Annotated in this window: 19 protein-coding genes; 11 read left to right on the top strand and 8 right to left on the bottom strand. The window is 70.9% G+C overall.

The window, feature by feature from the left end; genetic code table 11:
- Positions 1-107: 107 nt before the first annotated feature.
- Positions 108-308, bottom strand: coding sequence for a hypothetical protein (locus ACZ6JS_RS27265; protein ID WP_469301755.1), 201 nt, complete (start codon positions 306-308; stop codon positions 108-110).
- 200 nt (positions 309-508) lie between these two features.
- Here ACZ6JS_RS27265 and ACZ6JS_RS27260 point away from each other — a divergent pair, with 200 nt between their 5' ends.
- The 3 genes from ACZ6JS_RS27260 to ACZ6JS_RS27250 all read left to right on the top strand — a co-directional run bounded on the left by ACZ6JS_RS27260 (position 509) and on the right by ACZ6JS_RS27250 (position 5066).
- Entirely contained in the window at positions 509-1852 is a 1344-nt protein-coding gene (locus ACZ6JS_RS27260) for a hypothetical protein (protein WP_469301754.1), read from the top strand.
- 383 nt (positions 1853-2235) lie between these two features.
- Positions 2236-3858: an MFS transporter gene (locus tag ACZ6JS_RS27255; protein ID WP_469301752.1), complete on the top strand. Its 1623-nt coding sequence runs from the start codon at positions 2236-2238 to the stop codon at positions 3856-3858.
- Positions 3859-4133: 275 nt separating this feature from the next.
- On the top strand, positions 4134-5066 hold the full coding sequence (locus ACZ6JS_RS27250; protein WP_469301750.1) for a hypothetical protein: 933 nt from the start codon (positions 4134-4136) through the stop codon (positions 5064-5066).
- 47 nt (positions 5067-5113) lie between these two features.
- Here ACZ6JS_RS27250 and ACZ6JS_RS27245 read toward each other — a convergent pair whose 3' ends face one another.
- On the bottom strand, positions 5114-5263 hold the full coding sequence (locus tag ACZ6JS_RS27245; protein WP_469301748.1) for a hypothetical protein: 150 nt from the start codon (positions 5261-5263) through the stop codon (positions 5114-5116).
- An 832-nt stretch (positions 5264-6095) separates the two neighbouring features.
- Between ACZ6JS_RS27245 and ACZ6JS_RS27240 the strand changes: the two genes are divergently transcribed.
- The gene (locus tag ACZ6JS_RS27240; RefSeq protein ID WP_469301747.1) at positions 6096-8321 is read left to right on the top strand and encodes a haloacid dehalogenase-like hydrolase; all 2226 of its coding nucleotides are present in this window, start codon (positions 6096-6098) and stop codon (positions 8319-8321) included.
- On the opposite strand, the gene ACZ6JS_RS27235 is transcribed toward ACZ6JS_RS27240, so the two are convergent.
- Positions 8308-8784, bottom strand: a complete 477-nt coding sequence (locus tag ACZ6JS_RS27235; RefSeq protein WP_469301745.1) for a hypothetical protein — start codon at positions 8782-8784, stop codon at positions 8308-8310. The genes ACZ6JS_RS27240 and ACZ6JS_RS27235 overlap by 14 nt on opposite strands.
- 471 nt (positions 8785-9255) lie before the next feature.
- Between ACZ6JS_RS27235 and ACZ6JS_RS27230 the strand changes: the two genes are divergently transcribed.
- Positions 9256-9477 carry a DUF3470 domain-containing protein gene (locus ACZ6JS_RS27230; RefSeq protein WP_469301744.1) on the top strand — a complete coding sequence of 74 codons (222 nt, stop codon included), beginning with the start codon at positions 9256-9258 and terminating at the stop codon, positions 9475-9477.
- Positions 9478-9857: 380 nt separating this feature from the next.
- Here ACZ6JS_RS27230 and ACZ6JS_RS27225 read toward each other — a convergent pair whose 3' ends face one another.
- The gene (locus ACZ6JS_RS27225; RefSeq protein ID WP_469301743.1) at positions 9858-10448 is read right to left on the bottom strand and encodes an NUDIX hydrolase; all 591 of its coding nucleotides are present in this window, start codon (positions 10446-10448) and stop codon (positions 9858-9860) included.
- A 782-nt stretch (positions 10449-11230) separates the two neighbouring features.
- A complete protein-coding gene (locus ACZ6JS_RS27220) occupies positions 11231-11527 on the bottom strand; it encodes a hypothetical protein (RefSeq protein ID WP_469301742.1) in 297 nt (98 codons plus the stop codon).
- 157 nt (positions 11528-11684) lie between these two features.
- On the opposite strand from ACZ6JS_RS27220, the gene ACZ6JS_RS27215 reads away from it, so the two are divergent.
- Complete coding sequence (locus ACZ6JS_RS27215) at positions 11685-12224, top strand: hypothetical protein (protein ID WP_469301740.1); 540 nt, start codon at positions 11685-11687, stop codon at positions 12222-12224.
- 383 nt (positions 12225-12607) lie between these two features.
- Here the strand turns inward: ACZ6JS_RS27215 and ACZ6JS_RS27210 are convergent, their stop codons facing one another.
- Complete coding sequence (locus ACZ6JS_RS27210; RefSeq protein WP_469301739.1) at positions 12608-13636, bottom strand: HEAT repeat domain-containing protein; 1029 nt, start codon at positions 13634-13636, stop codon at positions 12608-12610.
- 358 nt (positions 13637-13994) lie between these two features.
- Between ACZ6JS_RS27210 and ACZ6JS_RS27205 the strand changes: the two genes are divergently transcribed.
- The gene (locus ACZ6JS_RS27205; protein ID WP_469301737.1) at positions 13995-14459 is read left to right on the top strand and encodes a hypothetical protein; all 465 of its coding nucleotides are present in this window, start codon (positions 13995-13997) and stop codon (positions 14457-14459) included.
- Between the two features lie 646 nt (positions 14460-15105).
- Here ACZ6JS_RS27205 and ACZ6JS_RS27200 read toward each other — a convergent pair.
- A complete protein-coding gene (locus ACZ6JS_RS27200) occupies positions 15106-15249 on the bottom strand; it encodes a hypothetical protein (RefSeq protein WP_469301968.1) in 144 nt (47 codons plus the stop codon).
- A gap of 701 nt (positions 15250-15950) precedes the next feature.
- On the opposite strand from ACZ6JS_RS27200, the gene ACZ6JS_RS27195 reads away from it, so the two are divergent.
- From ACZ6JS_RS27195 to ACZ6JS_RS27180, 4 genes are all read left to right on the top strand, one after another.
- Positions 15951-16328: a hypothetical protein gene (locus tag ACZ6JS_RS27195; RefSeq protein WP_469301735.1), complete on the top strand. Its 378-nt coding sequence runs from the start codon at positions 15951-15953 to the stop codon at positions 16326-16328.
- A gap of 92 nt (positions 16329-16420) precedes the next feature.
- Entirely contained in the window at positions 16421-19447 is a 3027-nt protein-coding gene (locus tag ACZ6JS_RS27190; protein ID WP_469301733.1) for a hypothetical protein, read from the top strand.
- Between the two features lie 381 nt (positions 19448-19828).
- On the top strand, positions 19829-20386 hold the full coding sequence (locus ACZ6JS_RS27185) for a hypothetical protein (RefSeq protein WP_469301732.1): 558 nt from the start codon (positions 19829-19831) through the stop codon (positions 20384-20386).
- 100 nt (positions 20387-20486) lie between these two features.
- Positions 20487-22106, top strand: coding sequence for a serine/threonine-protein kinase (locus ACZ6JS_RS27180; RefSeq protein ID WP_469301731.1), 1620 nt, complete (start codon positions 20487-20489; stop codon positions 22104-22106).
- Between the two features lie 238 nt (positions 22107-22344).
- Here ACZ6JS_RS27180 and ACZ6JS_RS27175 read toward each other — a convergent pair whose 3' ends face one another.
- Positions 22345-22584 carry a response regulator transcription factor gene (locus tag ACZ6JS_RS27175; protein WP_469301729.1) on the bottom strand — a complete coding sequence of 80 codons (240 nt, stop codon included), beginning with the start codon at positions 22582-22584 and terminating at the stop codon, positions 22345-22347.
- Positions 22585-23546: the final 962 nt, after the last annotated feature.

The following is a 23546-nucleotide window of genomic DNA, read 5'->3' as shown; positions in this document are numbered from 1 at the left end:
CACTCGGCGGGCCCCGGGCCCCGTTCGTGGAATTCACCTTGGGCCGCCGATCGAACCATGCGCCGTCCCGTTCCCAAGCCCACCGCGGTGACGGGGCGGTGACCGGTTCAGCGGCGGCGTTTGAGCTCACCCGGCGGCGTGTAGAGCCTGCGCGTGGGCGACATTCTGTCGAAGCGGGCCTGCTGCCGGGCCTGTTCCTCGATCTGCAGCCCGTCGTGGTTCTTCGTCCGTGTCGCCCGGTCGCTCCAGAGGAGGAACGCGACCAGTGCGGCGACCGGCAGTCCCAGACATGCATAGAAGACGAGCAAGCCGTACACCCCCCGATGAAGATCGACAATCGATCTGAGTCTGCTGGCGGCACCGGCTACGGGTCAAGGGCGGGCGGCGGCGCGCATGCTTCGCGCTCACTGCGAGGACGCGCTGCATGTGCCCTTGCCCCTGCTCGCCGCGGGTGGTGTTCCGGTGCTTTGTGCTGCGGTGGGGGTTGTGGGGTGGGTAGCGTCGGGATATGGGTTTTGGTGGTGTGGGTGATGATGGGTGGCGGGGGCACGCGCTGTTGGTGGCGGGGGACGCGGTGGTCCGGCGTGGTGCGGTGTTGGTGGCTCCTGGTGTGAATGTGGCCGCGTTGGCGATGGTGCCAGTGGGTGCGTTGTTGGGGTGCGGGGCGCCGGCGGACATGGTGTGTTTGGAGGGTGTACGTGATCCGAACACGGTGCTGGCGCGGTTGCGGGTGGCGGCGGGGGCAGGCGGGCCGCTGTTTCTGTATGTATCAGGGCGGTTGACTGCGGATCGTTCAGGTCGCCGGTTGTACGTGGCGTTGGCGGGGACGACGGTGGGCAGCGTGCGGTACACGTCGTTGCCGTGGGACTGGCTGGCGGGGGAGATGCGTTCGCGCACGGCGGGTGCGGCCACTGTGGTGGTGGATCTGGTGGCGGACAAGGCGGCCTGGCCGCTGCTGGGGGAGCACGGAACGCTGCCGGGTCTGGCGGGGCTCGCAGGTGTGGAGGCGTTCGGGGTGGTGCGTGGGCCGGGCGCGCGACCAGGGGACGGTGCCGACGGCGGGATCAGCGGTTATACGCGGCAGTGGATCGAGCAGCTCAGACGTGCGCCGGTGCGGCCGTCCAATGTGGAGTTGCATGTTCTGGCGGCGGGGTCGGCGGGGCTGGAGCCGGGCACGCTGCTCGTGCCGTCCGCGCGGGAGTTGCACATGCGCTCGGCGGCGGTACCCGTGCACCCCCGCACCGACTCCGGCCTCGAGCCTGACCTCGACCACGGACCCGCCCTCGACCTCGAACATGACCTCGACCTCGACCTCGAGCCCGTCTGTGTTTCTGCGCCCCCCTCTGTACCAATCTCCGCTCCTGCTCACGCTGTTGTGGCCGGGCCTGTGCCTGCTTCCGGCTCGGGCTCCGGGGATCCGCGGGCGCGCCTGCATGCCCTGGCGGTGGGGGGCCGTCATGGGGAGGCGGATGCGTTGGCGAGGGTGTGGGAGCGGGAGGTCGTGGAGCGGCGGGGGCGGGTTTCGTCGGAGGCCGTGCAGTGCGCGGAGATCCGTGCCGATCTTGCGCGGCTGGCCGGTGATTTCGTGTCCGCGACCCGGTTGTGGACGGGTGCGGGGCGCACCCGGTTGGAGTGGCAGGCCGTGGACGCGGTCGAGGTGCATGATGCGGCGGCGGGGGCCTTGTACTGCTGGACGCAGGTCCGGGACCGCGCGAGTGCGTTGGAGGTAGGGCCGGAGTTGGTGGGCCTGTTGAAGGCGCTGCCATTGTTGGATCCCGATCATCTGCGGTTGGCCGAACGGCGGCTGGAGGCACTGCGTACGGCGGGCCGTGCCGGTGTCCTGCCTTCCTGACCCGGTCCGTCCCCGACCCCGGTCCGTCCCCGACCCCGGTCCGTCCCCGACCCCGGTCCGTCCCCGACCCCGGTCCAGCGCCTGGCCCGGAGCCGGTCCGGTGCTTGGCCCCCCCGCGTGTCTGTGGCGTTACGGCTTCGGCTCTTCGTCCGCCGCCGCCGGCTCGGCGCGTCCACGGCCCTCTCCCGTCCCGCCTGGATGGTTCTTCCCCACACTAAGGTGAAAGGTCGCGATTCCGATAATTTGATGCTGGTGGGATCTCGTTCCGGCGTGCAAGCCCTGGTGACCACGCCCCGCCGGCCCAGGTACGGCGCCGCCGCCGTCCGGTTGACTGCGCGGCGGGTCGGACGGCCGGGCCGATGCACGGCTGGGAGCATGCCTCTATGTCATCACGGGCAGGCACGGCCGAGAGTTCGGCTTCGGCGAAGTCGCGAATCGTCCTGGTGACGCTCGCGTCCGGGCAGTTCCTGATGGCGCTCGACAGCTCCGTCATGAACGTCTCGATCGCCACGGTGGCCGAGGACGTCGGTACGACCGTAACGGGCATCCAGGGCGCGATCACCGCCTACACCCTCGTGATGGCGATGTTCATGATCCCGGGCGGCAAGGTCGGGGCGCTGATCGGCCGCAAGCGTGCGTTCATGATCGGCTGCTGCATCTACGGGGCTGGCTCCCTCACCACGGCGCTCGCACCGAACCTGACCGTGCTCCTGCTGGGCTGGTCGCTCCTGGAGGGACTCGGGGCGTCGCTCATCCTGCCCGCGATCGTCGCGCTGGTCGCCGGCAACTTCTCCGTCGAACGCCGCCCCGCCGCCTACGGACTCGTCGTCGCGGCAGGGGCGATCGCCATCGCGGTCGGGCCTCTCATCGGCGGTATCGCGACGACGTACTTCTCCTGGCGGTGGGTCTTCGCCGGAGAGGTCGTGGTGGTGCTCGCCATCCTCCTGCTCGCGCGCCGCATTGCGGACGCCCCGCCCGGGGAACGCCGGAACATCGATTTCGCGGGTGCCGTCCTCTCCGCGCTGGGGCTCGGGCTCTTCGTCTACGGCGTGCTCCGCTCTGACGAATGGGGCTGGTTCCTGCCCAAGCCCGACGCGCCCGCGTGGCTCGGGGTGTCGCTGACGGTGTGGCTGATGCTGGCGGGCCTGGCGCTGCTGTGGCTCTTCCTGCGCTGGGAGGCCAAGGTCGTCGAGCGTCGCCGGGACCCCCTCGTCGATCCAGGGATGCTGCAGAACAGGCAGCTCACCGGCGGCCTGACGATGTTCTTCTTCCAGTACCTCGTGCAGATGGGTGTGTTCTTCGTCGTCCCGCTCTACCTGTCCGTCGCCCTGGGCCTGTCGGCACTGGAGACCGGAGCCCGCCTCCTGCCGCTCTCGGTGACCCTGTTGGCGGCCGCGGTCCTGATCCCGCGCTTCCTCCCGGACGTCTCGCCCCGGCGGGTGGTGCGGCTCGGGATTCTCGCGCTGCTCGCGGGCGCGGTGGCGCTGATGGCCGCGCTCGACCTGGACGCCGGCGCGGAAATCGTCACCATCCCCCTCCTGCTGATCGGGCTCGGCATGGGAGCACTGGCCTCCCAGCTCGGATCGGTCACCGTGTCCGCGGTGTCGCAGGCGCAGAGCGCGGAAGTCGGCGGCGTACAGAACGCCATCACCAACCTCGGCTCCTCGATCGGCACGGCACTCGCCGGATCGATCATGATCGCCGCGCTCACGACGTCGTTCCTGACCACGATCGAGGCGAATCCGGCGGTCCCGGACACCGTCACCAGCCAGGCGACCGTCCAGCTCCAGAGCGGCGCAGAGTTCCTGTCCGACACCCAGCTCGAGACTGCACTCGACGAAGCGGGCGTGAACCCCGACCTGTCCCAGGCGGCCATGGACGCGAACGCCGAAGCCAGGCTCGACGGCCTGCGCGCGGCGCTCGCCATCCTGGCCTTGGCCGCGCTCATCGCCCTGTTCTTCACCCAGCGGATCCCATCGACCCAGCCCCGCTCGCCGGAGCCGTAGCCGCTGCCCGCGGGTGACCGCCCGCCCGGCCCGGCCCCGGCGGGTCCGCCGGGCAACCGCTCCACAGGACCTCCTGCGGGCGGGTGAGACCCGGCGGGCACCACCGCGCGCGTGCGTGGGCCGGGCCGAGGCCGCAGCATGGAGTCATGGCTGTCCTCCCGCCGACGGTGAGCCGTACGCTGGCGCCCGCGCCCGCTACGCCGCGGCCATGGACCCGGCCCCCCGTCGGACGGTCCGTTCACGGGCGAGGACGCGGCGCGCCCCGGGCGGCCTCCGTGGCCGTCGCAGCCCTCCTGACGGCGGCCCTGACCGCCGTGCCCGGCGGCCCCGCCCACGCCTTCACCGGTGACAACCACGAGGCCATCACCCGGGCCGCCCTGCCCTGGCAGCCCCTCACGCTGACCGCGATGGCCGATGCCCGCGACGGGGCGATCAACGCAGACGACAAAAGCCCGTACTTCGACGTCGGCCCCCTGCACTGCGACAACGCCGACTACCTGGCCCCCCGCTACGCCGCCGACTACCCCCGCAGCCGGGACGAGGCCACCACCGAACTCCTCGCCTGCATCCGCACCTCCGTCACCCGCTTCCGCAACGCGGTCCGGGCCGCCGACGGCCTCGTCGACGCCGACGGAAAGGTGCGCGCCGATCAGAGCGACCTGTCCTCCCCCTGCACGTGGCCCGAGACCTCCGACCGGGCCAAGTGCGCCGTTCTCGAGCAGCTCGGCCGCGGCTGGCACCCCATCGAGGACTTCTACACGCACTCCAACTGGGCCGACCGGCCCGCCCCCGGCCCGATCGGCCTCGACAACCCACCCGGGCTGGCACATACGGACGTCGCGCCGTTCCTCGACATCCGCCGCTACAGCACGATGAAGGACGCCGACTGGACCCAGGACGCGCGCGAGCGCATCCCTGAAGACCTCACCACCGGCTGCTACCCCGACTTCGACTCCACCGGCGTCAAACCCGCCGACTGCGACGGCCGCGTCGCCCACAACCGCGTGCTGAACAAGGACACCGCCGCATCCGCCCGCTCGAAGACGGACGACAACTTCGAGAATGCCACGGCCGGAGCCACGGCCGAGATCACCCGCCAGTGGAACGACTTCAAGGCCGAGCTGCTCGCGGCGTACCCAGACCACCGGCGCGGCGCACAGATGGTCTGCGTGCTCGTCCACGACGATCCGGCCACCGCCTGCCCCTGACGCCCGCCGCCGACCGCCGCCGCGCGGCGGCCGGCGGACTCAGGAGGTCAGCTCGTAGAGGCTCCTGGCCACGATCCCCAGACCGACGGCGAGCCCGAGACGACGATCGCCGGTTCCTTGTGGCGGTCCAGCCAATCGCGCAGGTCTGCCAGCGCGAGATGTGCCCGCTCCGGTGCGAACACCATGTACAGCTCCATGGCCGGCGGGGTGGCGCTGGCGAGGATGCAGAAGCTCAGCAGCGCTAGGAGGGACTGGTTCTACTGCACCGCCCAGGGACTGGAGCGCGGCATGCGTATCCTCCTGGCCCCCAGGACACACCCGGAGCCCCGTTCCAGGCGTCCGACGTTCTGCTCCTGCGAGATCTGCAACTGCCGGCCAGACCCCTGCTGCTGCCGGCCCAGATCGGCATGCTCGACGACGACCGCGTTCGCTGGTAGTGCCCTGGTTCCGCGAACTCCTCGCCGGCTTCCCCGAACCGATGACCGCCGAACTGAACACCAACGCGAGCGGCTCGCGGCCTACCTGGACTACAGCAACAGCCGGTGGCCGGGCAACGCCAACGCCCACCTGTTGTTGTCTCAGACCCCGGCACGCGGCGTGGAACCCGTCAGCGACGTCTGGAACAACGACGTCCTGGACATGTCCGCCCGCCGTCTCCGAGAGGACCGGCTCCTCCACGAGGCCGAGGCCACTGCCGGTGACCCCCGCCGGATCTGCGACCTGTTCGGCCTGACAGTCGGCGCTGCGCCCTCCGCTACACCTCCACCGTGGACCAGGCCCATGGCCGGCCTCGTCGAATACAACCTCCGAAACGCAGGGCCACGCCCATGCGAGGCCGCAGTTCCACTCTGACGACCCCACAGGTCTGGCGGCACTTCTGGACCGTGAGCTGGCGGTTGCGCCGCCGCGGGGATGCTCTTCCCACGGATGCCCCGCGAGAGCCAAGACCGGGCGCTCGTGATCACCCGATTCGGTGACGGCGTGGCCGTTCCCGCTCGGTCGGTTGTCGTGTTCGCGAAGGCTGGCGGCATGCGTGTTTCGGTGCTGGATGTGGATGGAACGCTGATCGCCGGCCCGTTGGGCGGTCCGCTGCCGGGGATGCTCGCCGACGAGGGCCTGGTCCCGGCCGACCGGCTGGCGGCACTGCGCGGGGCGATGGCCTCGACGGACGCCGAGGACGGCAACGGTGCGCGCCGGCAGCAGGAGCTGTTCGCAGCGATGCTCACCGATGTGCCGTGCCGACAGGTGGCGGCGGTGGTGGAGCGGGTGTGGCGGCGTCGGCGGCAGCGGTTGTTCCCGTTCGTGCGTCCGTTGGTCGCGGCGCTGCGCGGGGCGGGGTTCGTGCCGATGCTGGTCTCGGGCGGCCCGCACGACCTGGTGGCCCACCTCGCCGCGGAGCTGGAGGTCGACCTGTTCGCCGGCACCCGCTATGAGGCTGCCGAGGGTCTGTTCACCGGCCGGCTGGGAGCGACGATCGTGGGTGCCAAGGACCAGGTCGCGCAGGAACTCGCCGGACACCAGGCCATCGACTGGCCGGGATCGCTGGCGATGGGCAACTCGCTGGGGGACGCTCAGGTGCTTGCCCGGGCCGGACGCGCGGTGGCGTTCGAGCCCTCCCTGTCACTGCGGGCGCTGGCCGACCGGCGCGGCTGGCTGGTGTGCGACCGCACCGACCTGTTGGACCGGCTGCGCGACACCGCCACCCTCCCCGCGCCGCCGTCGGCTGCGCGCACCCCCGCAACGAGTGGCACCGCGCTGCCCGCAGCCCCCGTGGGCGTGGCCGGGGCTCGCCGCCGCCTGACCGGGCACCTGCTCGCCCAGATCGACGGCCAGGGCGTGGTGGTCGGCGAGCAGCAGGGCAGGGTCACCGAGACCGCGCTGATGCTGACCCTGCTGCGCCGGGAGAAGACCATGCCCGACCTGCAGGAACACCTCCGCACCTACCTGGCCGGCGCGCGGCCTGGGGCGGATGCCTTCGATGCGGCGGTCATCGACTCCACTCTGCACGGCATCGTCGTGCGGGACCGCCAGCGGCTGATCGAGCGGTACTTCGCCGACGCCGCCCAGCACTCTTCCGACCGAAAGAAACTCGCCCTGGAAGCCATCCTTGCCGCCGTCGGCCCCGAACCCTTCCACGTCACGGCGCCCTCCTACGCGCTCGAACACCACAACGAGGCCACCTGGACCCGCCTGCGCCAGATCGCCATCCACCACCTGCAGGCCCCCGAGCCTCTCGCCCCCGAACTCACCGCACGCCTGCTGCGCATGACAGAGCGCGGCCAGCAGCGGGGCATCATCGAGAGCAACGTCTTCGCCCACCTGTTCGCGCTGCTGTCCCTGCACCGCGCCGTGCCGGGGCACCCGGTCATCCAGGAGGGCATCACCGCGCTGGCCAAGACGGTCCGTGACGACGGCAGCGTGCCGCTGATCGCCTCCGAGGAGATCTTCTGCACCGCCACCGCCGGCCTGGCCCTGGCCCGCGCCGGCGCCGACCCCGCACTCCTGCGCGCCATGGGCGACCACCTCGCCCACCACCAGGCGGGCAACGGCGGCTGGACCTTCGCGCACGACGTCGTCCAGACGGACGTCGACTGCACCACCCACGGCCTGACCCTGCTGCACACCCTCGACCCCTACCGGTACCGCACCCAGATCGGCGCCGCCCGCACCAACCTGCTCGCCCACCAGGGCGAGGACGGCGGCATGCCGACCTACCTGCCCGGCCAGCCATCCGAACCCACCATGACCGCCAACACCATCACCGCCCTGGCCCCCTACCGCCGCGACCACAATGACGCGCTGCACCGGGCGACCGGCTACCTCCTCGACGCCCAGCACGCCGACGGCACCTTCGAACGCAGCTGGAGCCTGAGCGAATCCAACGCCATGCTGCGCGCCCTGACCGCCTTCACCCTCGCCCGCGCCCACAACCCCTTCCAAAACCAAGGCCGCCTGAGGCCGGCGATCGACGCCATCCACAGCCGCCTGCTGACCACCCCCAACACCGACGGCGGCTGGGGCCAGACACCCGGCGAGGACAGCGACCCGATGAGCACCGCCTACACCCTCACCGCCCTCGCCCCCACCCACCACGACCACCCCACCACCCGCGCCGGCCTGCGCTACCTCCTGCACCAGCAGAACCACGACGGCGGCTACACCTCCCGCACCGACCAGGCCGGCCCCCGCCCCCTGCCCTACACCGTCCCCGTCCTCACCGACACCTTCGTCCTCATCGCCCTCACCCACTACTGACCACCACAGCCAGCCGCGAAGGCACGGGCCCACCGGCACCGAACACACGCCTCAGCATTTCAAGATCATCCCGTGGCGGCTTCCTGGGCTCACCTCGGCTGGACCCCCCCCGAGGGACCCGCCGCCATCCTGGAATGTCGACCAGCCCCTTGCGACACCAGTGCCCGCCGAGCCCCGACTGGGCGACCTTGTCGTAACTGACGTTGAGGCTCGCCTCGCCGGTTAGGAAGTAGCCGCTGCGGCTCTCGGTCGCAACGCCGACCGGTGCAGGGCGCCTTTCGCACACGGCGACGATGTTCCCGCGCCCGTCGACGACCGTGAGCTCCGCCGGAATGGCCGTCCCGCCGCTGACGACCAGCTGCGGCACGCCGTCGATGTAGCGCAGGCTCAACGTGCCCACGTTCTCGGGCTTGATCTCGGTGACGGGGATCGGACGCAAGGCGGTTCGTTCCGTACCGTCCACGCCTCCGGGGATCGCGCCCCGCCTCTGCCGTCGTCGTGGTGTCCGTCATCGGTGTACGGCCGTGGGGACCAGCGGGGCAGCCAGTAAAGCCGGTCTCCGTAGGTGGCAGCGCCTCTGTTCTGTTCCACTGATCCTTGACTGGTTGCCAACGAAGGCTGGCGGACTGCGTTTTGTGACAAGGGAGAATGACCGATCCAGGTCAGAGCGTGCTTACCCGGGCGCCTCTTCCTGGGCAGCGGTGAAGTGGGGCCCGCTTCGCCCATTGGCCTTGGCCGCGCAGGGGGCCATATGAGCTGCCCCGACCACGCGCGCGGTAGCGCATGGTACTCGCCCGCATGGAAGCAGTCGACGGGGCATACGTCCACACAGTCGGTGGTCCGGCACCTGATGCAAGGCTCAGCCACTACGTACGTCATGGGGTTACTCCGGGCTCTCACGGACCAGATTGGTTACTCACTGTATTTATACTGGATGTGCATCGACTGCGGCGCCTGCGTACCCGAGTGCCCGGTCTCCGCCATCTTCGAAGAGTCCGAGCTTCCGGCGAAGTGGGCGGACTACACCGAGCTCAACGCCGAGTACGCCGACAAGTGGCCGGTGATCACCTCCAAGGCCGATGCACCCTCGGACTGGGAAAACTGGAGGGACGTCGAGCCCAAGAAGCAACACTTCAACCCGGCACCCGGGCTCTGAGCCCACTCATCGCTGCCCACCGGACTTCGGCTGCCTCGGCCAGGTCCCGGGCGCCGGCGGTTGACGTGCCCGCTAAGGGCGGGACAAGCGGCATCCGCGATAGCCAACGAGCCCGACTGATCGAGGAAGAGGCGGTAAGCCGCACTGACCCGCCGGTCCTCCTTGTCACAAACCGCAGTCCGTCAGCCTTCGTTGGCAATCAGTCGAGGATCAGTGGCACGGGACAGCCTCGACCGCGTCTCTCAAAACGGCCTCGCAGAGCTCGCCGGTTCTGAGAGGGGTCCTGCGAGAACCGACCTGGGCAGACGCGCTTGGCGACGACCAGGAAGAACCGTTCTCACCACCGGTCGTATCGGCGAGACCCGCAAGCGGAACCGTCGCTACCGTGAACCACTGTTCTTGTCGTTCACGGTGCGGGTCTCGGCAATATCCGAGACCAGCATGTGCGTGTCGACGTACTGTGCACGAGGTGTATTCACGGCGGTGGCTGCTGTTTTCTGACTGTCGCCGGTCACGGTGGTCCAGCGCGGATCGATTTGGCCTAGCCATGCGTCTTGGCCGTCGGCCAGAGGTTGCTTCAGGGGAAGGGGGAGGAACCGGCAGGCGAAGGTGAGGCCGGCGTCGTCTCCGTGGCCGTGGACGTGGTGGTCCCACGCATCGGAGGTGTCTGCTGGTACCTGGAGGAAGAAGAAGCTGGTTCGTCGTGGCTGACCCGTGTCGGGATGGGGCTTGTCCTCCACGGCGATCTGCCGGACCACCGTGACTCTCAGCAGACCAGTCTCCTCGGCAACCTCTCGAAGGACCGCTTCTTCCAGTCCTTCACCTGATTTGACTCCTCCCGCAGGGACCTGGGTGCCGGCCTCCGGCATACTGATGTGGTCGAACACCAGAACTTCGGGGACCGCGCGATCCCGGATTACGTATGCGGCGACACGGATTCTGAGTCGGGTCGTCCCGGCATTGTCAGTCATCGGTGCCTTTCATGGTCGCGGTCCGTTCGGCGCCCGCCCGCCCGCCCGCCCGCCCGCCCGCCCGCCCGCCGGAGCCGCGCCCACGCCCGCGTCGACCCCCTGCGCGCCGCCTCATATGGCCGAGCAGCGGCCCGATACGAGCGGTCCGGCAGGGGCAAGGGCGAGCGGTCGCACAACTTTGCAGGCTCCGCCCGGCGTCATACAAAGCTCGGACCGGCCAATGTTCACAGCAGGACAGCCCGTATCTGCCGTCGTGCTCGTTCCGCCTGCCTGATCTTCAGTGAGGTACCTGTGCCTGCTCCCGCATGGCCGTTAGCACCGGCCCTTCTTCCGGCCGTTGGCCCTGCTTGCCGGGTGCGGCCCAGCCGCCGACGACGCGAAGTCGGCCAGCAGCACTCCCCCCGCGGGGCCCGGCTACCCGCCGACAGCCCTGCCGCCGGCGAGGCTCCGGCAGCGTAGACCCAGCCCAACGTCCTCAGTCCCGGCGCGCTGGAACGGCTGCGCCGCCGGTTCCCCACACCGCTGGTGACCGCCGGCGCAATCCGCAACGCCGAATGGTCCGGGGCCCCTGGGCCCCACCTGACTGCTCAGCCGGAAAGCGACACCCTGTATGCCTTCGCCGCCGACCCGGTTCCCGTACTCCAACCGGAACTGCATCTCGCCCTGCCTCACACGTACACCGCCCCGGCCGGCACCCATGCCGGGGCGCCCCGACCGGACGCGGCCGCGGCGCACGATCTTCTCGTCTTCCGCACATGACAGCGCGGCACAGGTACTACGCATCAGGCACCCGGGACCAGCCCGTCGGATGGTCGTGCGCGGCGGCGCGGCTTGCCCCTTGGAGGTCGTCTCTTGGCGGCCGTCTTCTTCGCGGCGGCCGCCCCGCTGCCGGTCTTCTTGGCCGTCTTGGCGGGCATGGGGTGCACGGTGGCGGGCTCGCCGCGGGTGGTCTTCGCCTCCTGGACAGACTTTTCCAGCATGGCCATGAGGTCGACGACCTCGGCGGAGGCGGTCGGCGCCTCTTCGGCGGGCACGGGCCTGGTGCCGGTGCCGGTCTTCGCGGCGATGACCTCCTCCAATTGCCCGCATCGCCGAGGGGGAGCGCGAGGGCTGGCTCGGCGAGGTCGAAGGTCTGCGGGTTAGCCTGGGCGGCGCCGAGGACAAGCTCGGTCAGATCTAGCGAGGCTCAGACGGCCCCCATCAGCCTCGGTATGCCTACGACCAGGAGCAAAGATCGTGAGTAGCGACGTAGACCGAGAAGACCTCGGGGGCGATCCGAGCACGTGGTCACTCGACCAGTTGCAGACGTTCATCCAGAATGCCCGTGGTCAGCAACTTGAGACAGCACGCGTCGCGGCGCAGGGACATGCCTACGATTCAGCCCACCCACAAGACACCCGGCGCCAGTGGGCGAAGCTGTCGTTGCTTGCCAATCGGCTCATGCTCGTCGACGGCGAGGGACAGTTGACGCGGGTAACCCAGCAGGACTTCATGCTCCGGATGTGGGCGATCGACAGGCTGGGCCCGGATGACACGGACCCGGACTGGAGCCCGGACGCGCTGGCGGCCGACACGCTTGACGCACTGACGATCACGCCCGCACGGGCTGCCGCCCTCGCCCACGGATGGCGAGACCTGGACATCGAGCAGATCCGCAGGCTTCGCTGGCACAAGATCCTGACGGCCCATCTGGAGACCCTGCTCGGCTACCTGGCACCTGGACGCACTTGCGATCAACTCCTGGCCTGGACCTCTACCCGCCGATTGCTGCCCTGACTTGCCGGCCCGGAATCAGGGCATCCCAACAGTCCTGATTCAATTCTGAGTTCAGAGAAGCGACCAGGCCGAAGCTGATCGCCCCGCTATTCGAGGACTGCGGCGATCCGGCCCGCGCCGCCCCCTATCGACCGGGAGGGAACACTCTGTCCGGGTGGGGTTCACCCCTCGCCCCGCGCGCCGACACCCGGCCCCACACGCTCAGGGGATGCAATAGCGACCGCTGTGGATCGACCGTCGGACGGGCCGCTCCCAGCCCCCGTGCCGCTGCCGACCGCGGGCAGGACCGGCAGCCGTCACACGTCGCCGGCACCGCCCCCGGTCGGCAGCACCCTGCCACCTCATTCGCACGCCGACCGGGCGGGCCAGCGACGCTCTCGCTGTCAGTGGTGCGGGCACCAGGGGTCGTCGCAATCCGCAGGATCGGGCTGTTCGGGGTGGAGCATCTTTCGGACGCAGCGCCGCAGTCCCGTCCCGCGGGATCCGCAGGCGGCGGCCATCCAGGGCAGGGCTTCCATGGCCTGGGCGCGTTCGTCGGTGGCGAGGTCGTCGACGGTGGCGCGCAGGTCGTCGGGGGCGGGGTCGTCGGTGAGGCAGAGCCAGCCGATCGAGGCGGCCAGCCGGACCTCGGGCGCCTGTGTCCGGTCCTCCCACCTCTTCTGCATCCACGCGGTGGTCGGCGGGTGGGGGTGGGTGCGGGTGATTTCGGCGGTGGCGAGGACCAGAGCAGCTCGGACGAGCGGGTCCGGCTCGGCGGCGAGCCGGGCATGGAAGGACGCACGGACCGCGTGCTCGGAGTCGGTGGCGGTGGCCAGGGCGTAGGCGGCGCGGACCCGGATGACGGGGTCGGGGTCGTCGAGAAGGGGTTGCAGGAGGGCGGTGTCGGCGGTGATCGCGGCCCGGGCGGCGGCGACCGACCAGCCCGCCGGGTAGCCGGTTACCTCGACGCCGTACTCGTCGTAGTCGTCGTACCGGGTGCCGGCGCGGTGGAGCAGCAGTTCCTCGCGGGAGGCGATACCGAAGTAGCGGGCGCGGGCCGGGCAGGAGACCTCGGCGAGCGCGGCGGCACGGTGGGGGTGGCGGGTGTCGGAGGCGATCCGGATCAGGAAAGGCACGGCGAGTACGGCGGCGACTCGCATGTCGTCGGCGCACATGCCGCCGACCACGCCCGCTCCGGTCTGCACGGGCGATTTGCCGGTGTGCAGCAGGTGAACGGCCTCCCTGACTCGATCTCCCTGTGGGAAGCGCCCCCAGGGGACTTCGTCGAGCAGGAATCCGTCCTTGGCCGCGGGTCGGATGCCGGCCGCCACCGCCCGCACGTCGAACGGCCCGCCCGCGAACGAGGACAGGTCCGCCCCGTCCGTCAACGCCCGGCACATCGCGAACATCGGATCGGTCCGCCAGTCGCCCATGCCGCATCACCCCCACTGCCGAGTGGGGAAGTAGTCCGCGAAGAGCTCAAGGTTTGTCGCCACGGGGGCATCATCGCTGCTGCCAGGTGAGGCGGGGGTGGCGGGGTTCGGCGACCTCGGGGAATGCCGCTGCGCCATCACCGCGCCCAGTTCAGTCCGGTCCGCCAGCACCTTCAGCGGTTCGTCTTCTGCGTTCACGTCGTGAATATGTGGATCACGGGTTGGCGTGGCAGCGGGATTGGGTGCGCCATGCGGGTGATGGGGGATCATGTCTGCCTGCACGAAGAGCTGCTGGTGAGATGAGGAAGCCGCTACGAGTACGGGAAGACGGCTGTGGGTCTGCCTACAGCGCTACATCATGACCGCCGCGCTCGGCTGGGTGATCGCGGCGCTGGTGTTGCCAGTTCTGGGGGACGATCCCCTCTCGGCGTCGTTCGGCGCGGGGCTGGGAGTGGGGCTGATCGTGGTGCCGCTCCTGACGGTCGTGACCATGCTCGTTCTCGTCCTGCTGGCCGCTCGGCGGTTCGAGCCTCCGACCGGCGGTCCCTCGCGGATCCGGTGCGGCTGGCTGATCGTGCTGCCCCTGTTCCTGCTGCTTCCCGTGGCCCTGCTCGTGCCGCTGCAGTACCTGATCGTGCTCGGTGCCCAGCTCGTGTACCTGTTGTGGGTGCTGCCCTGCCAGGACGCCCGCGACACGGCGGACCTGCTGCGCTCGCTCGCCGACCCGGCGTCCCCGCGGGGCAGCGGCGACAGGCTGTCGGCTACCCAGTCGCGCTATCCGACGACGGCTCGAACGCGGCTCCGGCCTCGGTATGGCTCGTAGGTTCGACGCTTACTCAGCTGTTCGTGCCGCAGAGGCCGTTCTACCCACCAAGCGGGACCAATGCAGATGATTGGGGGCGTCCCAAGCGGGTCCTCCGCCATACGGTCCGCCACCGCATCGGCTGTCGTGGGGCCTCGGCCAGGTGGGGCAGGTCAAGCTTGGCGGCCGTGCTGCGGATGCGGGTGGAGACCAGCTCGCTCAAGACGATTCCTTCGTGCTCGGACGGGTGGTGAGGGGGCGGGTGCCGGTCAGCTGGCCATAGACCGACAACGGGTCGGCGGCCGACCTCGACCTGCGTGGCCGCGGCCCGGTTCAGAAGGCCGACAGCGATCCCGTCTCCGCCCCGCTGTCCTGCCGGCGGGGTGCGGGCAGGTCTCCGCTCGCCGTGACGCGCCGGACGGCCCCGATGGGCAGACCATCCAGTGCCGCTCGTCCACGCCCCGGGCGCCGCGGCCAACTGTCCGCGGGTGGGTGGCCAGCAGAGTCTCTCCCTGGCGGTCGGGCGTGGTGCTGTGGAGGGTGACCTGGGCCCTCGTGGCCCTGATCCAGGCGGCCACGGCCTGGTCGGTCAGTTTGGCGTCGGTACCGAAGGCGGCGATCTCGCCCACGTCGAGTTGTTCGCCCCGGGTGAGTTCGCGTCCCACGATCACGTCCGACACGACCGCGGTACGTGCGCGGGTGGCAGCTGCCGGGATGGCGTCGGCGAGCAGGGCGATGGTGGCGGACGGGGGTGGGGCTGGGTGCTGCCGTCGGGGCCGTCGAACCGGATGACGGCGTGGAAGTGGACCAGGCCGAGCTTCTGGTACTCGGCGAACTTGGCAAAGGAGACGGCGTCGACGCTGCCGGAAGGTCCCCCCGGGACGGGCGCAGGCCCTGCGGCACCGCATTCGGCGGCCGGTCGTCATGAGGCCGCCGATGCTGTAGTGGGCGAGGTTGCGGCGCACCGGATCGCTTGCGGAGACCGGTTTGCGGGCGACTCCGCCGGTGCCAGCGCCGGACGGTCTCCGAGTCCTGCTCGACGGCCCGTTTGTCCGGGCGCTGGAAGGACAGCCCCCACCGCCTGAGGTACTTGCCCACCCCCGGTTCGGTCAGCCGCGCAGCCGCGGGGCAAGCCGGCCAGGGTGCACCAGGTGCTCGGGGAGGGCCGAGCAGGCCGCCGTGCGGCAGGCGGTCCTTGATCACCGGCCCTGTGACGTGGGCTTGAGTGGGCAGTTGTGGAGGCGGCGGCTGGTGGGCGAGCTGATCGCGAAGCTGTACCGGCGTGATGAGGGTTTTCGCGGTGGCGCCGGGCGGGACAAGGACGTACGCCACGGCTGCCGCGGCGTGGGCTGATCCGGGCGGGGGCCGGTTTTGCGGGTGTGGGCTCGTCGGGGCAGCGGGTGCACCCCTGACGTACCCGTGTTTCGGGGCAGGACGCACGGAGACAATTACGAGTGGCACACCGTCGGCCTTCTCAGGCCACAACGGCTGGATTCCGGGGCAGGGGGGAGCATGTCGCGTGCGTGGAAGGCCACGGCCATCATTGCGGCCTTGGCGGGAACGGGCTCCACACCATTGATCTGGGCACTGGACGGTTCGGACGCCGGACAGCTCACCGGGGCGTCCATCCAGGCCGCCGTCGGCATCGCGGCCCTGGTCTGGGCACTGCTCCAGCCCCGCGCCCCCCGCGCCCCCCGCGATACGGCGCCCCGTACGGAGGACACGGCGGTGCGGACCGGTACGGCGGACGCGAGCGGCGGTGCGCACGCCGTCTCGGGCATCAGGCGCCAGCCGGGCCAGGGCAGCAGCGGTTCGGCGAAAGCCGAGGACACCGGCAACGCCAGAGCCACCGGCCAGAACAGTCGCGGAGTCAGCGGCATCGACACCTGACCTGCCCCTCGGCGGTCAGACCCTGGCACCCGGCAACCAGCCGGCCCCCACGGTTGAGAGCAGAGCCGGCCGAAGGCGAGGCACATCCGCTCATGACACCAGGAGACCACCAGCCCGGCGAACCGCCCCCCTCCGACCCCGCCGACGAGCAGCAGACAGCCGCCGACACCACCCCCACCCCCACCCCCACACCCGCATCCACGCCGACGACCGGAGAGGCCCCCGGCCCCACGATCCACGTGTCCGGGACCGGGAACGTGAACGCCTCCCATGGAGCCTTCGCCAGCTCGGGCTACGTCGACCACGTGACCGTGGTACAGCCCCGGCGATCCCCCAAGGACGCGCAGGGCAGTCCCGACGTCCCGGCACTCTGGGAGCTCCGGCGACGGCGCATGGCCGGTGCGATCATGCTCGGGTGGGTCACACCCCAACTCCAGGACGCCCGCAAGCGGCTGCACCTGGTCGACGTCCCGATGACCCTCGCCATCAGCACCGACCAGCCCACGCCGCTTCTGCCCGGCACCCCACCACGCGACGTGTTCGAACGATCCGCTCGGCAGCTGCTGATCCTCGGCGAGCCGGGCGCGGGCAAATCGACCCTCATGCTGCGCCTGATGGAGGACCTGCTCCGCGACGGCGATCCGTGGACGACACCTCTGCCCGTACCGGTCGTCGTACCGCACGACCGTCCCGCCCCCGCCGACGTGACGGACTGGCTGATCCCCCAGGTGACCGCCTGGTTCGACCTGAAGCCCGCCGAGGTCGCGGCACTGCTCCATTTCGGCCTGCTGGTCCCGTGCCTGGAGGGCCTGGACGCCGTCGCCGAAGCCCACATGGAAGGATGGGCAGCGGCTGTCACCGAGCACCTTCACCGGCACCGCGAGCAACCGATGGTCGTAGCGAGCCGCGAGGCGACGGCGCAGGCCATGCACCTCGGCTCGGCCCTCACCGGCAGCGTCCGGATCCAGCCCCTCACCGACACACTGCTCGACGACGCCGTCGCCTTACTCGGTGACAACCGCCACCCCGTCCAGGACCTGCTCGCCGACAACCCGGGCATCAGAGAATGGTGTACCACCCCGCTGATGCTGGCGGTGGTCGCCGCGGTGGACCCCGGCGACTGGGACGCCCCCTCGCACGACGAGGTCCTGCAGTTCGCGGTCACCTCCTCCGACCCCCGCCACCTTCAGGCGACATGGGAATCGGCACAGTCCAGGCAGCACCTGCGGGAGCAGTACGCGGCCCTGCGGCACTACATCGACAGCCTGCTGCGGGAACCCGCCCCCGCTCCCGCCACCCCACTCCGCAACCCCCGCAACACCCGCAGGACCAGCAAGACCCGGCCGTTCGAACGACCCGTGCCTCCGGTACCCACCTTGCGCTCGGACCCGAAGCTGACCCGCGGGCTGCGCGGCCTGGCGCGCGCCATGAGGTACAGCGGGCAGGAGTACTTCGACGGCGTCACCCTGCTGGCCGCCTCGGACCCGGCCGAAGCCCGCCTCATGGGTGCCCGGCGCTTCGCCCCGCGAGTACGGCAGGAGATCCTGCGGGACCTGGCGATCGCCGGAATCGTCCTGAGCACCCATGCCTACTCCATGGCCCCGGGCGTCCTGCTGCTGTTCGGATGGTCGCTGCTCATGCTCCGGTACACCCAGGTGTACGGCGGGCTGCTCGAGGCTCCGGCTCTGCGCTGGGTCGGGCGCTGGACCCACGTCCTGCCCGGCCAGTGGGGCGCACCGCTGTGGACGGCCGCCCTGGCCTACGTGGTGACGTTCGCGTACGCGCTGATGACGAGGCTGCCCTTCGGGACGGCCGCGGTCGTCGCCGCCGTCATGGCGGCCGCGCTCCTGGTCGTCGGAGCCGGCGCTGGCCTGGCCAAGTTCCGTACCCGCGGCACCGCAGCCGACCCGAGGCGCTCCCTGCTCCGCGTCCTGCTGCGGGGACTCGCCGCCGCAGCCGTGCTCGGCCCGGTCCACGCGGCGGCGGCGTGGTGGTGCGCGGAGCTGGCGGGGACGAAGAGCTTCTCGATCGGCCCATGGGCCGGCGACGCGGCCTTCGCCGGCTTCTACGTCTTCACGGTGTCCGGCGGATTCGCGCTGATGCGACACGGGATGGACCGGCTGCGGCTGAGCCTGAGCTACGGCGTGCCCTGGCGGCTCGCGGCGTTCCTGTCGACGGCGACCGACCACGGCCTCCTCGTGGTCACCGACAAGGGGTACCGGTTCGTGCACTCCACGATCCGCTCCGCGGTCGAGGTCGCCCTGGCCGGCCAACCCGTCGACGCATCCGCCCCCACCAGCACCTCCGGCCCTTGGGCGAGCGGGTACGACAGGCCGGACAGGCTCTTCGCCGGGGTGCTGGACGAGACGGTGGCACGGCGCGACATCCGCCTGAAGCTGGCCGGGCGCCCCGACCTCGGGGAGGAGGGCCTGCGGGAATCCCTAACGGCCCGGCGGTCCGCGGTGCTGTCCCAGGTATCCGGTCACGAGGAGGCGTACCGTGCCGTGCTCCACCACACCCGGGCCGCCGACGATGCCGACCCCACGATCAGGTACTACCTCCCGATCGCGCTGGTGTGGCTGCTCCTCGGCACCAGCCCCCTCGTCCGACTGGTCGTTCACGACAGAGAGCCGGTCGGCCTCCTGGAGGGGGCCCTCAGCGTCGGGCTCGTGCTCGCCCTCCTGATCGCACCACTGTGGGTCCTGGGCCTCGAAGACGACGAGCACCCCATTGCGGCGCCGGTCATCGGCACCGTGTACGCCCTCGTGGCCGTACTGTCCCTGATGTTCGCGCTCCTCGGAATCCTGGACAGCCGGTTCGGCCGGGCCTCGCCCGACGCGTTCGACGGCCGGCACCTGGTGGCGGCATGGCTGGGGACCTTCGGCCTGCCCGCCGCGGCGGCGGCCGTCGGTTACGGCATCGGCCGGTCCCTCGACCGCCTGCTCATCGGCCGCCCCGTGAACTGGCCCGCCGTCGAAGCCGCGTTCGAGGAGTGGACGGCCGCCCTGCAACACGAGGCCCTGACCCGCGCCCACGCCCTGCTCGACGACGAACCCCGGCCGGACCCGCCCCGACGCGACGACCATCGCGCCGACCCCGGATCACCGCCCGGGGCGTAATCCGGCACGGGCGCCACCTGCCCGCCGCGTGCCGGTGAGCACGGTCCAGCCAGACGCCAAGCCGCCACCCGTGATCACCGAGCCAGAGGGTGGAGGTAGGTGAGTTCCCGTCGCCGCAGTGGAGCCAGGGCAGCGGGCTGACGGCCCCGACGGCGAGCCCCGTTGCGGAGCCCCAGGCAAAGGCAGCGGGGGCAGGGTCAGCGTGCTGTTGCTGCCTGCGCCCCGCACGGGCCTTTCGGCGTTGTCGTGACGGGCGGTGGCGGTGATGCTCCGTTGTGTACAGCTGTGCTCCCGGGCGAGGGCGGGCCGGGATGTGGCTCGTACGCGGCGGCACCCTGGCGGTGGGGGCGCAGGGCGCGGTGGGTGTGCATACTGCTGGGCATGAGGTTTTCGCCCGTTGCCCGTATCCACTTGATGATCACGTTCGTGCTGGTGATGTGCGGGGTGGCGGGCGGGGCCTGCTTCGGGTGGCTACTGGGCGGGCGCGCCACAGGGGTGCTGGCCGCGGTGGCGGCGGGGCTGGGGGCCGGGATCGGATCGTTCCTGTCGCGCCGACACGTGGCCGCCTTCCTCCACCCCGACCCCGACTGCGATCGGCTCCCTGCTTCGGCTCTCGGCACCGGCTCACTTCCTGTTTCCATTCCTGTCCCGGAGGTGGGCGGCTATGCGGAAGGGATTGCGGATGCGGTCCTGGTGAGTGTGGCGACATATCAGGCGGCGGCTTTCCCGCTCACGGCATTCGGGGTCAGTGACGAGGAGCGTGATGCGCGGCGCGGCGTCGCCTACCGGGTCTGCGCGCATGAGGGCTTGCCGCAGGCCGTGCGGGTGTCGGCGGCCGCTGCACTGGAGGCGGTCGACGAGGGCGTCGATGCCGGGCGGGCACATGCTGCGCTGCGGGCCTTGTCGTTGGCCGTCTATGACCAGCGCGCGGCCCGCTGAGCCTGCTCCTGCCTCTGGCGTGTGGAGGTCGCTTAGGGTGGCCTGATCAGGCGGCCCGTAACCGGCGGGTGGCAACAGGCGCGGGGATCGGGTGGAGTGGGTGGAGGATCTGCGACCCGGCGACCCGCCGGAGATCGGCGGTTACCGGCTGCTGGGGCGCCTGGGCGAGGGCGGGATGGGCGAGGTGTTCCTGGCCCGCACGGCGTCGGGACGGCCCCTGGCGCTGAAGACCGTGCACCGGGACGTGAGCCTGCAGCCGGATTTCGCCGAGCGTTTCGACCGGGAGATACGCACCAGCGACCGGGTGCGCGGCGCGTGGACGGTCTCGGTGGTCGATTTCAGCCCGCCCGGGGCTGCGCCACAGTGGTTGGCCACCCAGTATGTGGCTGCGCCGTCGCTGGCGGACTGGGTCCACAGGCATGGGCCGCTGCCGGTGCCTGCCCTGTACTGCCTCGCCCGGGAGCTGGCGGCCGCGTTGGTCACGGTGCAGGCGGCCGGGGTCGTTCATCGTGATATCAAGCCGGCGAATGTACTGCTGGGCCGTGAGCGGCCCTTCCTCATCGATTTCGGGATCGCCCGCGGGGTGCGGGACCCTCGCTACACGCAGACCGGCGCGGTCATCGGCACTCCCGGCTACCTCGCCCCGGAACAGGCCACCGGCGCTCTCGCACTGGCTGAGGCCGATGTGTTCTCCCTGGCGGCGGTCCTTGTCCACGCGGCCACCGGCCGTGGCCCGTTCCTGGCCGCCGGTGAGGAGCTGCAGCTGCCGGCCCTGCTCTACCGGATCGTCCACGACGAGCCCCGCCTGGATGGAGTCCCGCAGGATCTTGCCGTCCTGGTGGCGGACTGCCTGGCCAAGGACCCGGCCATGCGGCCCACCGCGGCGGAACTCCACCGGCGCCTGACCGCAACCGCAGCCGGGCGGGGGGTGGGGGAGTGGGAGATGGTGGTGCCTACGGCCCTGGCCGAGGACATCGCCCGCCGGGAGCGCGAACTGGCCCAGCTCCTCACCGCGCCGCTGCCAGTGCCCGTGCAGCTGCCGGTGCCGGTGCCGCCTGTGCCGGTGCCGCCTGTGCCGGTGGGCCCGCCGATTGTGCCGTCGCCTCCTACGGCTCCCGCTGCGCCCGGCACCGAGGGGGCGGCGGGCCGGGGCCGACTGTTCGCCGCGGCCGGGGCTGCCGTCGTGCTGGCGGTTCTGGCTGTGTTCCCGCTACGGCTCCTCTGGGACGGCGAGCGCGACGGTGGGAGTGGCGGTGGCAGTGGCGGTGGCGAGAAGGCGCCGACCCCGACCGCTTCCGTCCCTGCGGTGGCGGGGGCGTCTGTGCTGCCGGCCGCCTGGGCGGGTACCTGGTCGGGGACCGGTCCCGGGACCCCGGACGCGGACGGCATCACCCGAGCCAGGACGGGCGCGTTCTTCGTCACCGTCACCCTGAAATCCGCTGCGGTGGGCGAGGTGGTGGGCCGACAGGTGAGCGATGTCAAGGAGTTGGTTTCGGGGCGGAATCTGGGGTGTACGGAGGCGTTGGAGTTGCGGCAGGTCGGTCGGGATTCGGTGGTGTTGCTCGCGGTGACCAGCCATCCCACGGATCGCTCGGCCACGTTCGAGTGTCCCAAGGGAAATCTCTACGTATTGACCATGCCGGAAGCCGGCCGGGTGGTTCTGGGGTCGGAGGGTGCTCAGTCGGTGGGCGCGCCCGAAGTGCTTGATCGCCGTAATTGACCGCCCTGGTGTCCCGTCCGAGAACGTCAGGGTTCTCAGTGCCGGGGGCCGGGACGGTCCGAGCAGTCGCCTGCATGCCTGATCCGGTTCCGGGGTGGCTGCCGGGTCCCGCCCGGGCGTCCCGTTGGGGCTGGTCGGCCGTTCGGGTCGGCCGTTGGGGTCGGCCGTTGGGGCCGGTCGGCCGGGGTGGCCGGGGTTCGGAGCCCGGTGGGGGGTGGCCCGGTGGGGGTGGGGGTGGTTACAGGCCGAGGGTGATGGCCATGCGGGTCATTTCGGCGGTGCTGTGGACGTTGAGTTTGGCTCGGATGCGGCGCAGGTAGGCGTCGACGGTGTGTTTGGACAGTCCCATGTGGCGGGCTGTCTGGAGGTAGGTGCGTCCGGCGGCGATGTGCCGTAGTGCTTCCTGCTCGCGGGGGGCCAGCTCGGGCGTGGGGGCGGCGGTGGCGGTGGTGTGCGGCGTGGTGAGTGTGTGAGTCATGGGATTTCCTCCGCCGTGTCGGCTCGGTCATCGCTGCTCGCGTCCTCGGAAGCAGGAGGGACACTCCGGCAGAATGTCCCTTTTGTTCTCTTGTTTAGAGCGTGGCCGTGGGACTTCATGAGGCTGTCCGCCGACTGTCACAGCCGTGTGACAGGCCCCCCGGCACCCTGCCCCGCTGATCCCTGCCTCGATCCCTGCCTCGCTGATCCCTGTCTTGCTGATTCTTGTCTTGCCGGTTCCCTGCCCCGGGCCTGTCCTCTTCCTGCCCTGGCTTTTCCCGCCCCGGTCATCCGTTCTGCTTCCGCCGCCCCTGGCGTCCCTGCTGCCCCTGGCGTCCCTGCCCTCCCTGGCGTTCCTGCCCTCCCTGCCCTCCCTGGCGTTCCTGCCGTCCCTGGCGTTCCTGCTGCCCTTGTCGTCTGTGCTGTTCCTGCCGTCCGTCCCCGTTTCTGCCTGTCTTCCGTCATTCCTGCGTCCTCCGTGTCGGCGGGGTGTCCCTGATGTCTTGGGTCAAGCTGGATGGGTGTGAGTTCCGGGGGGGCCTGGGCTGCCTGGGTGGCGGAGGGCATCGCTCCTGCCTGCCTGCCTGCTTCCTTCCTGGCTGGCTGGCTGGCTGGCTGGGTCGGGGCGGGGGGCGGCTGCCCGATGGCGGGGCGGGCTTTCCCGGGAGACCTGTAGGGCCGTGTCTGGTGCGGTGAACGCTGTCCGCTCTGGCGTCGCGTTTGCCCGTCAGTTCTGCGCGCCGCTGTCTTTTGCCTTCCGTCGGCTGTGCCGCCCCGCCGTCCCTGCCTCCCGCCCGCTCTCGCTCCTGCTCGCTCCCGCCCGCTCTCGCTCCCGCCTGCTCCCGCCCGCTCTCGCTCCCGCCTGCTCCCGCCCGCTCTCGCTCCCGCCTGCTCCCGCCCGCTCTCGCTCCCGCCTGCTCCCGCCCGCTCTCGCTCCCGCCTGCTCCCGCCCGCTCTCGCTAC

This window comes from Streptomyces sp. NPDC046349 (assembly GCF_055587885.1).
Note: the sequence above shows the minus strand (reverse complement) of the source record. Positions and strands in the feature narration are given on the sequence as shown.

Excerpts from the sequence above, each read along its gene's own strand:
- ACZ6JS_RS27260 (WP_469301754.1), top strand. The coding sequence starts at position 509 with ATGGGTTTTGGTGGTGTGGGTGATGATGGGTGGCGGGGGCACGCGCTG.
- ACZ6JS_RS27255 (WP_469301752.1), top strand. The coding sequence starts at position 2,236 with ATGTCATCACGGGCAGGCACGGCCGAGAGTTCGGCTTCGGCGAAGTCG.
- ACZ6JS_RS27245 (WP_469301748.1), bottom strand. The coding sequence starts at position 5,263 with ATGGAGCTGTACATGGTGTTCGCACCGGAGCGGGCACATCTCGCGCTG.
- ACZ6JS_RS27240 (WP_469301747.1), top strand. The coding sequence starts at position 6,096 with ATGCGTGTTTCGGTGCTGGATGTGGATGGAACGCTGATCGCCGGCCCG.
- ACZ6JS_RS27230 (WP_469301744.1), top strand. The coding sequence starts at position 9,256 with ATGTGCATCGACTGCGGCGCCTGCGTACCCGAGTGCCCGGTCTCCGCC.
- ACZ6JS_RS27225 (WP_469301743.1), bottom strand. The coding sequence starts at position 10,448 with ATGACTGACAATGCCGGGACGACCCGACTCAGAATCCGTGTCGCCGCA.
- ACZ6JS_RS27210 (WP_469301739.1), bottom strand. The coding sequence starts at position 13,636 with ATGGGCGACTGGCGGACCGATCCGATGTTCGCGATGTGCCGGGCGTTG.
- ACZ6JS_RS27205 (WP_469301737.1), top strand. The coding sequence starts at position 13,995 with ATGACCGCCGCGCTCGGCTGGGTGATCGCGGCGCTGGTGTTGCCAGTT.
- ACZ6JS_RS27195 (WP_469301735.1), top strand. The coding sequence starts at position 15,951 with ATGTCGCGTGCGTGGAAGGCCACGGCCATCATTGCGGCCTTGGCGGGA.
- ACZ6JS_RS27190 (WP_469301733.1), top strand. The coding sequence starts at position 16,421 with ATGACACCAGGAGACCACCAGCCCGGCGAACCGCCCCCCTCCGACCCC.
- ACZ6JS_RS27185 (WP_469301732.1), top strand. The coding sequence starts at position 19,829 with ATGAGGTTTTCGCCCGTTGCCCGTATCCACTTGATGATCACGTTCGTG.
- ACZ6JS_RS27175 (WP_469301729.1), bottom strand. The coding sequence starts at position 22,584 with ATGACTCACACACTCACCACGCCGCACACCACCGCCACCGCCGCCCCC.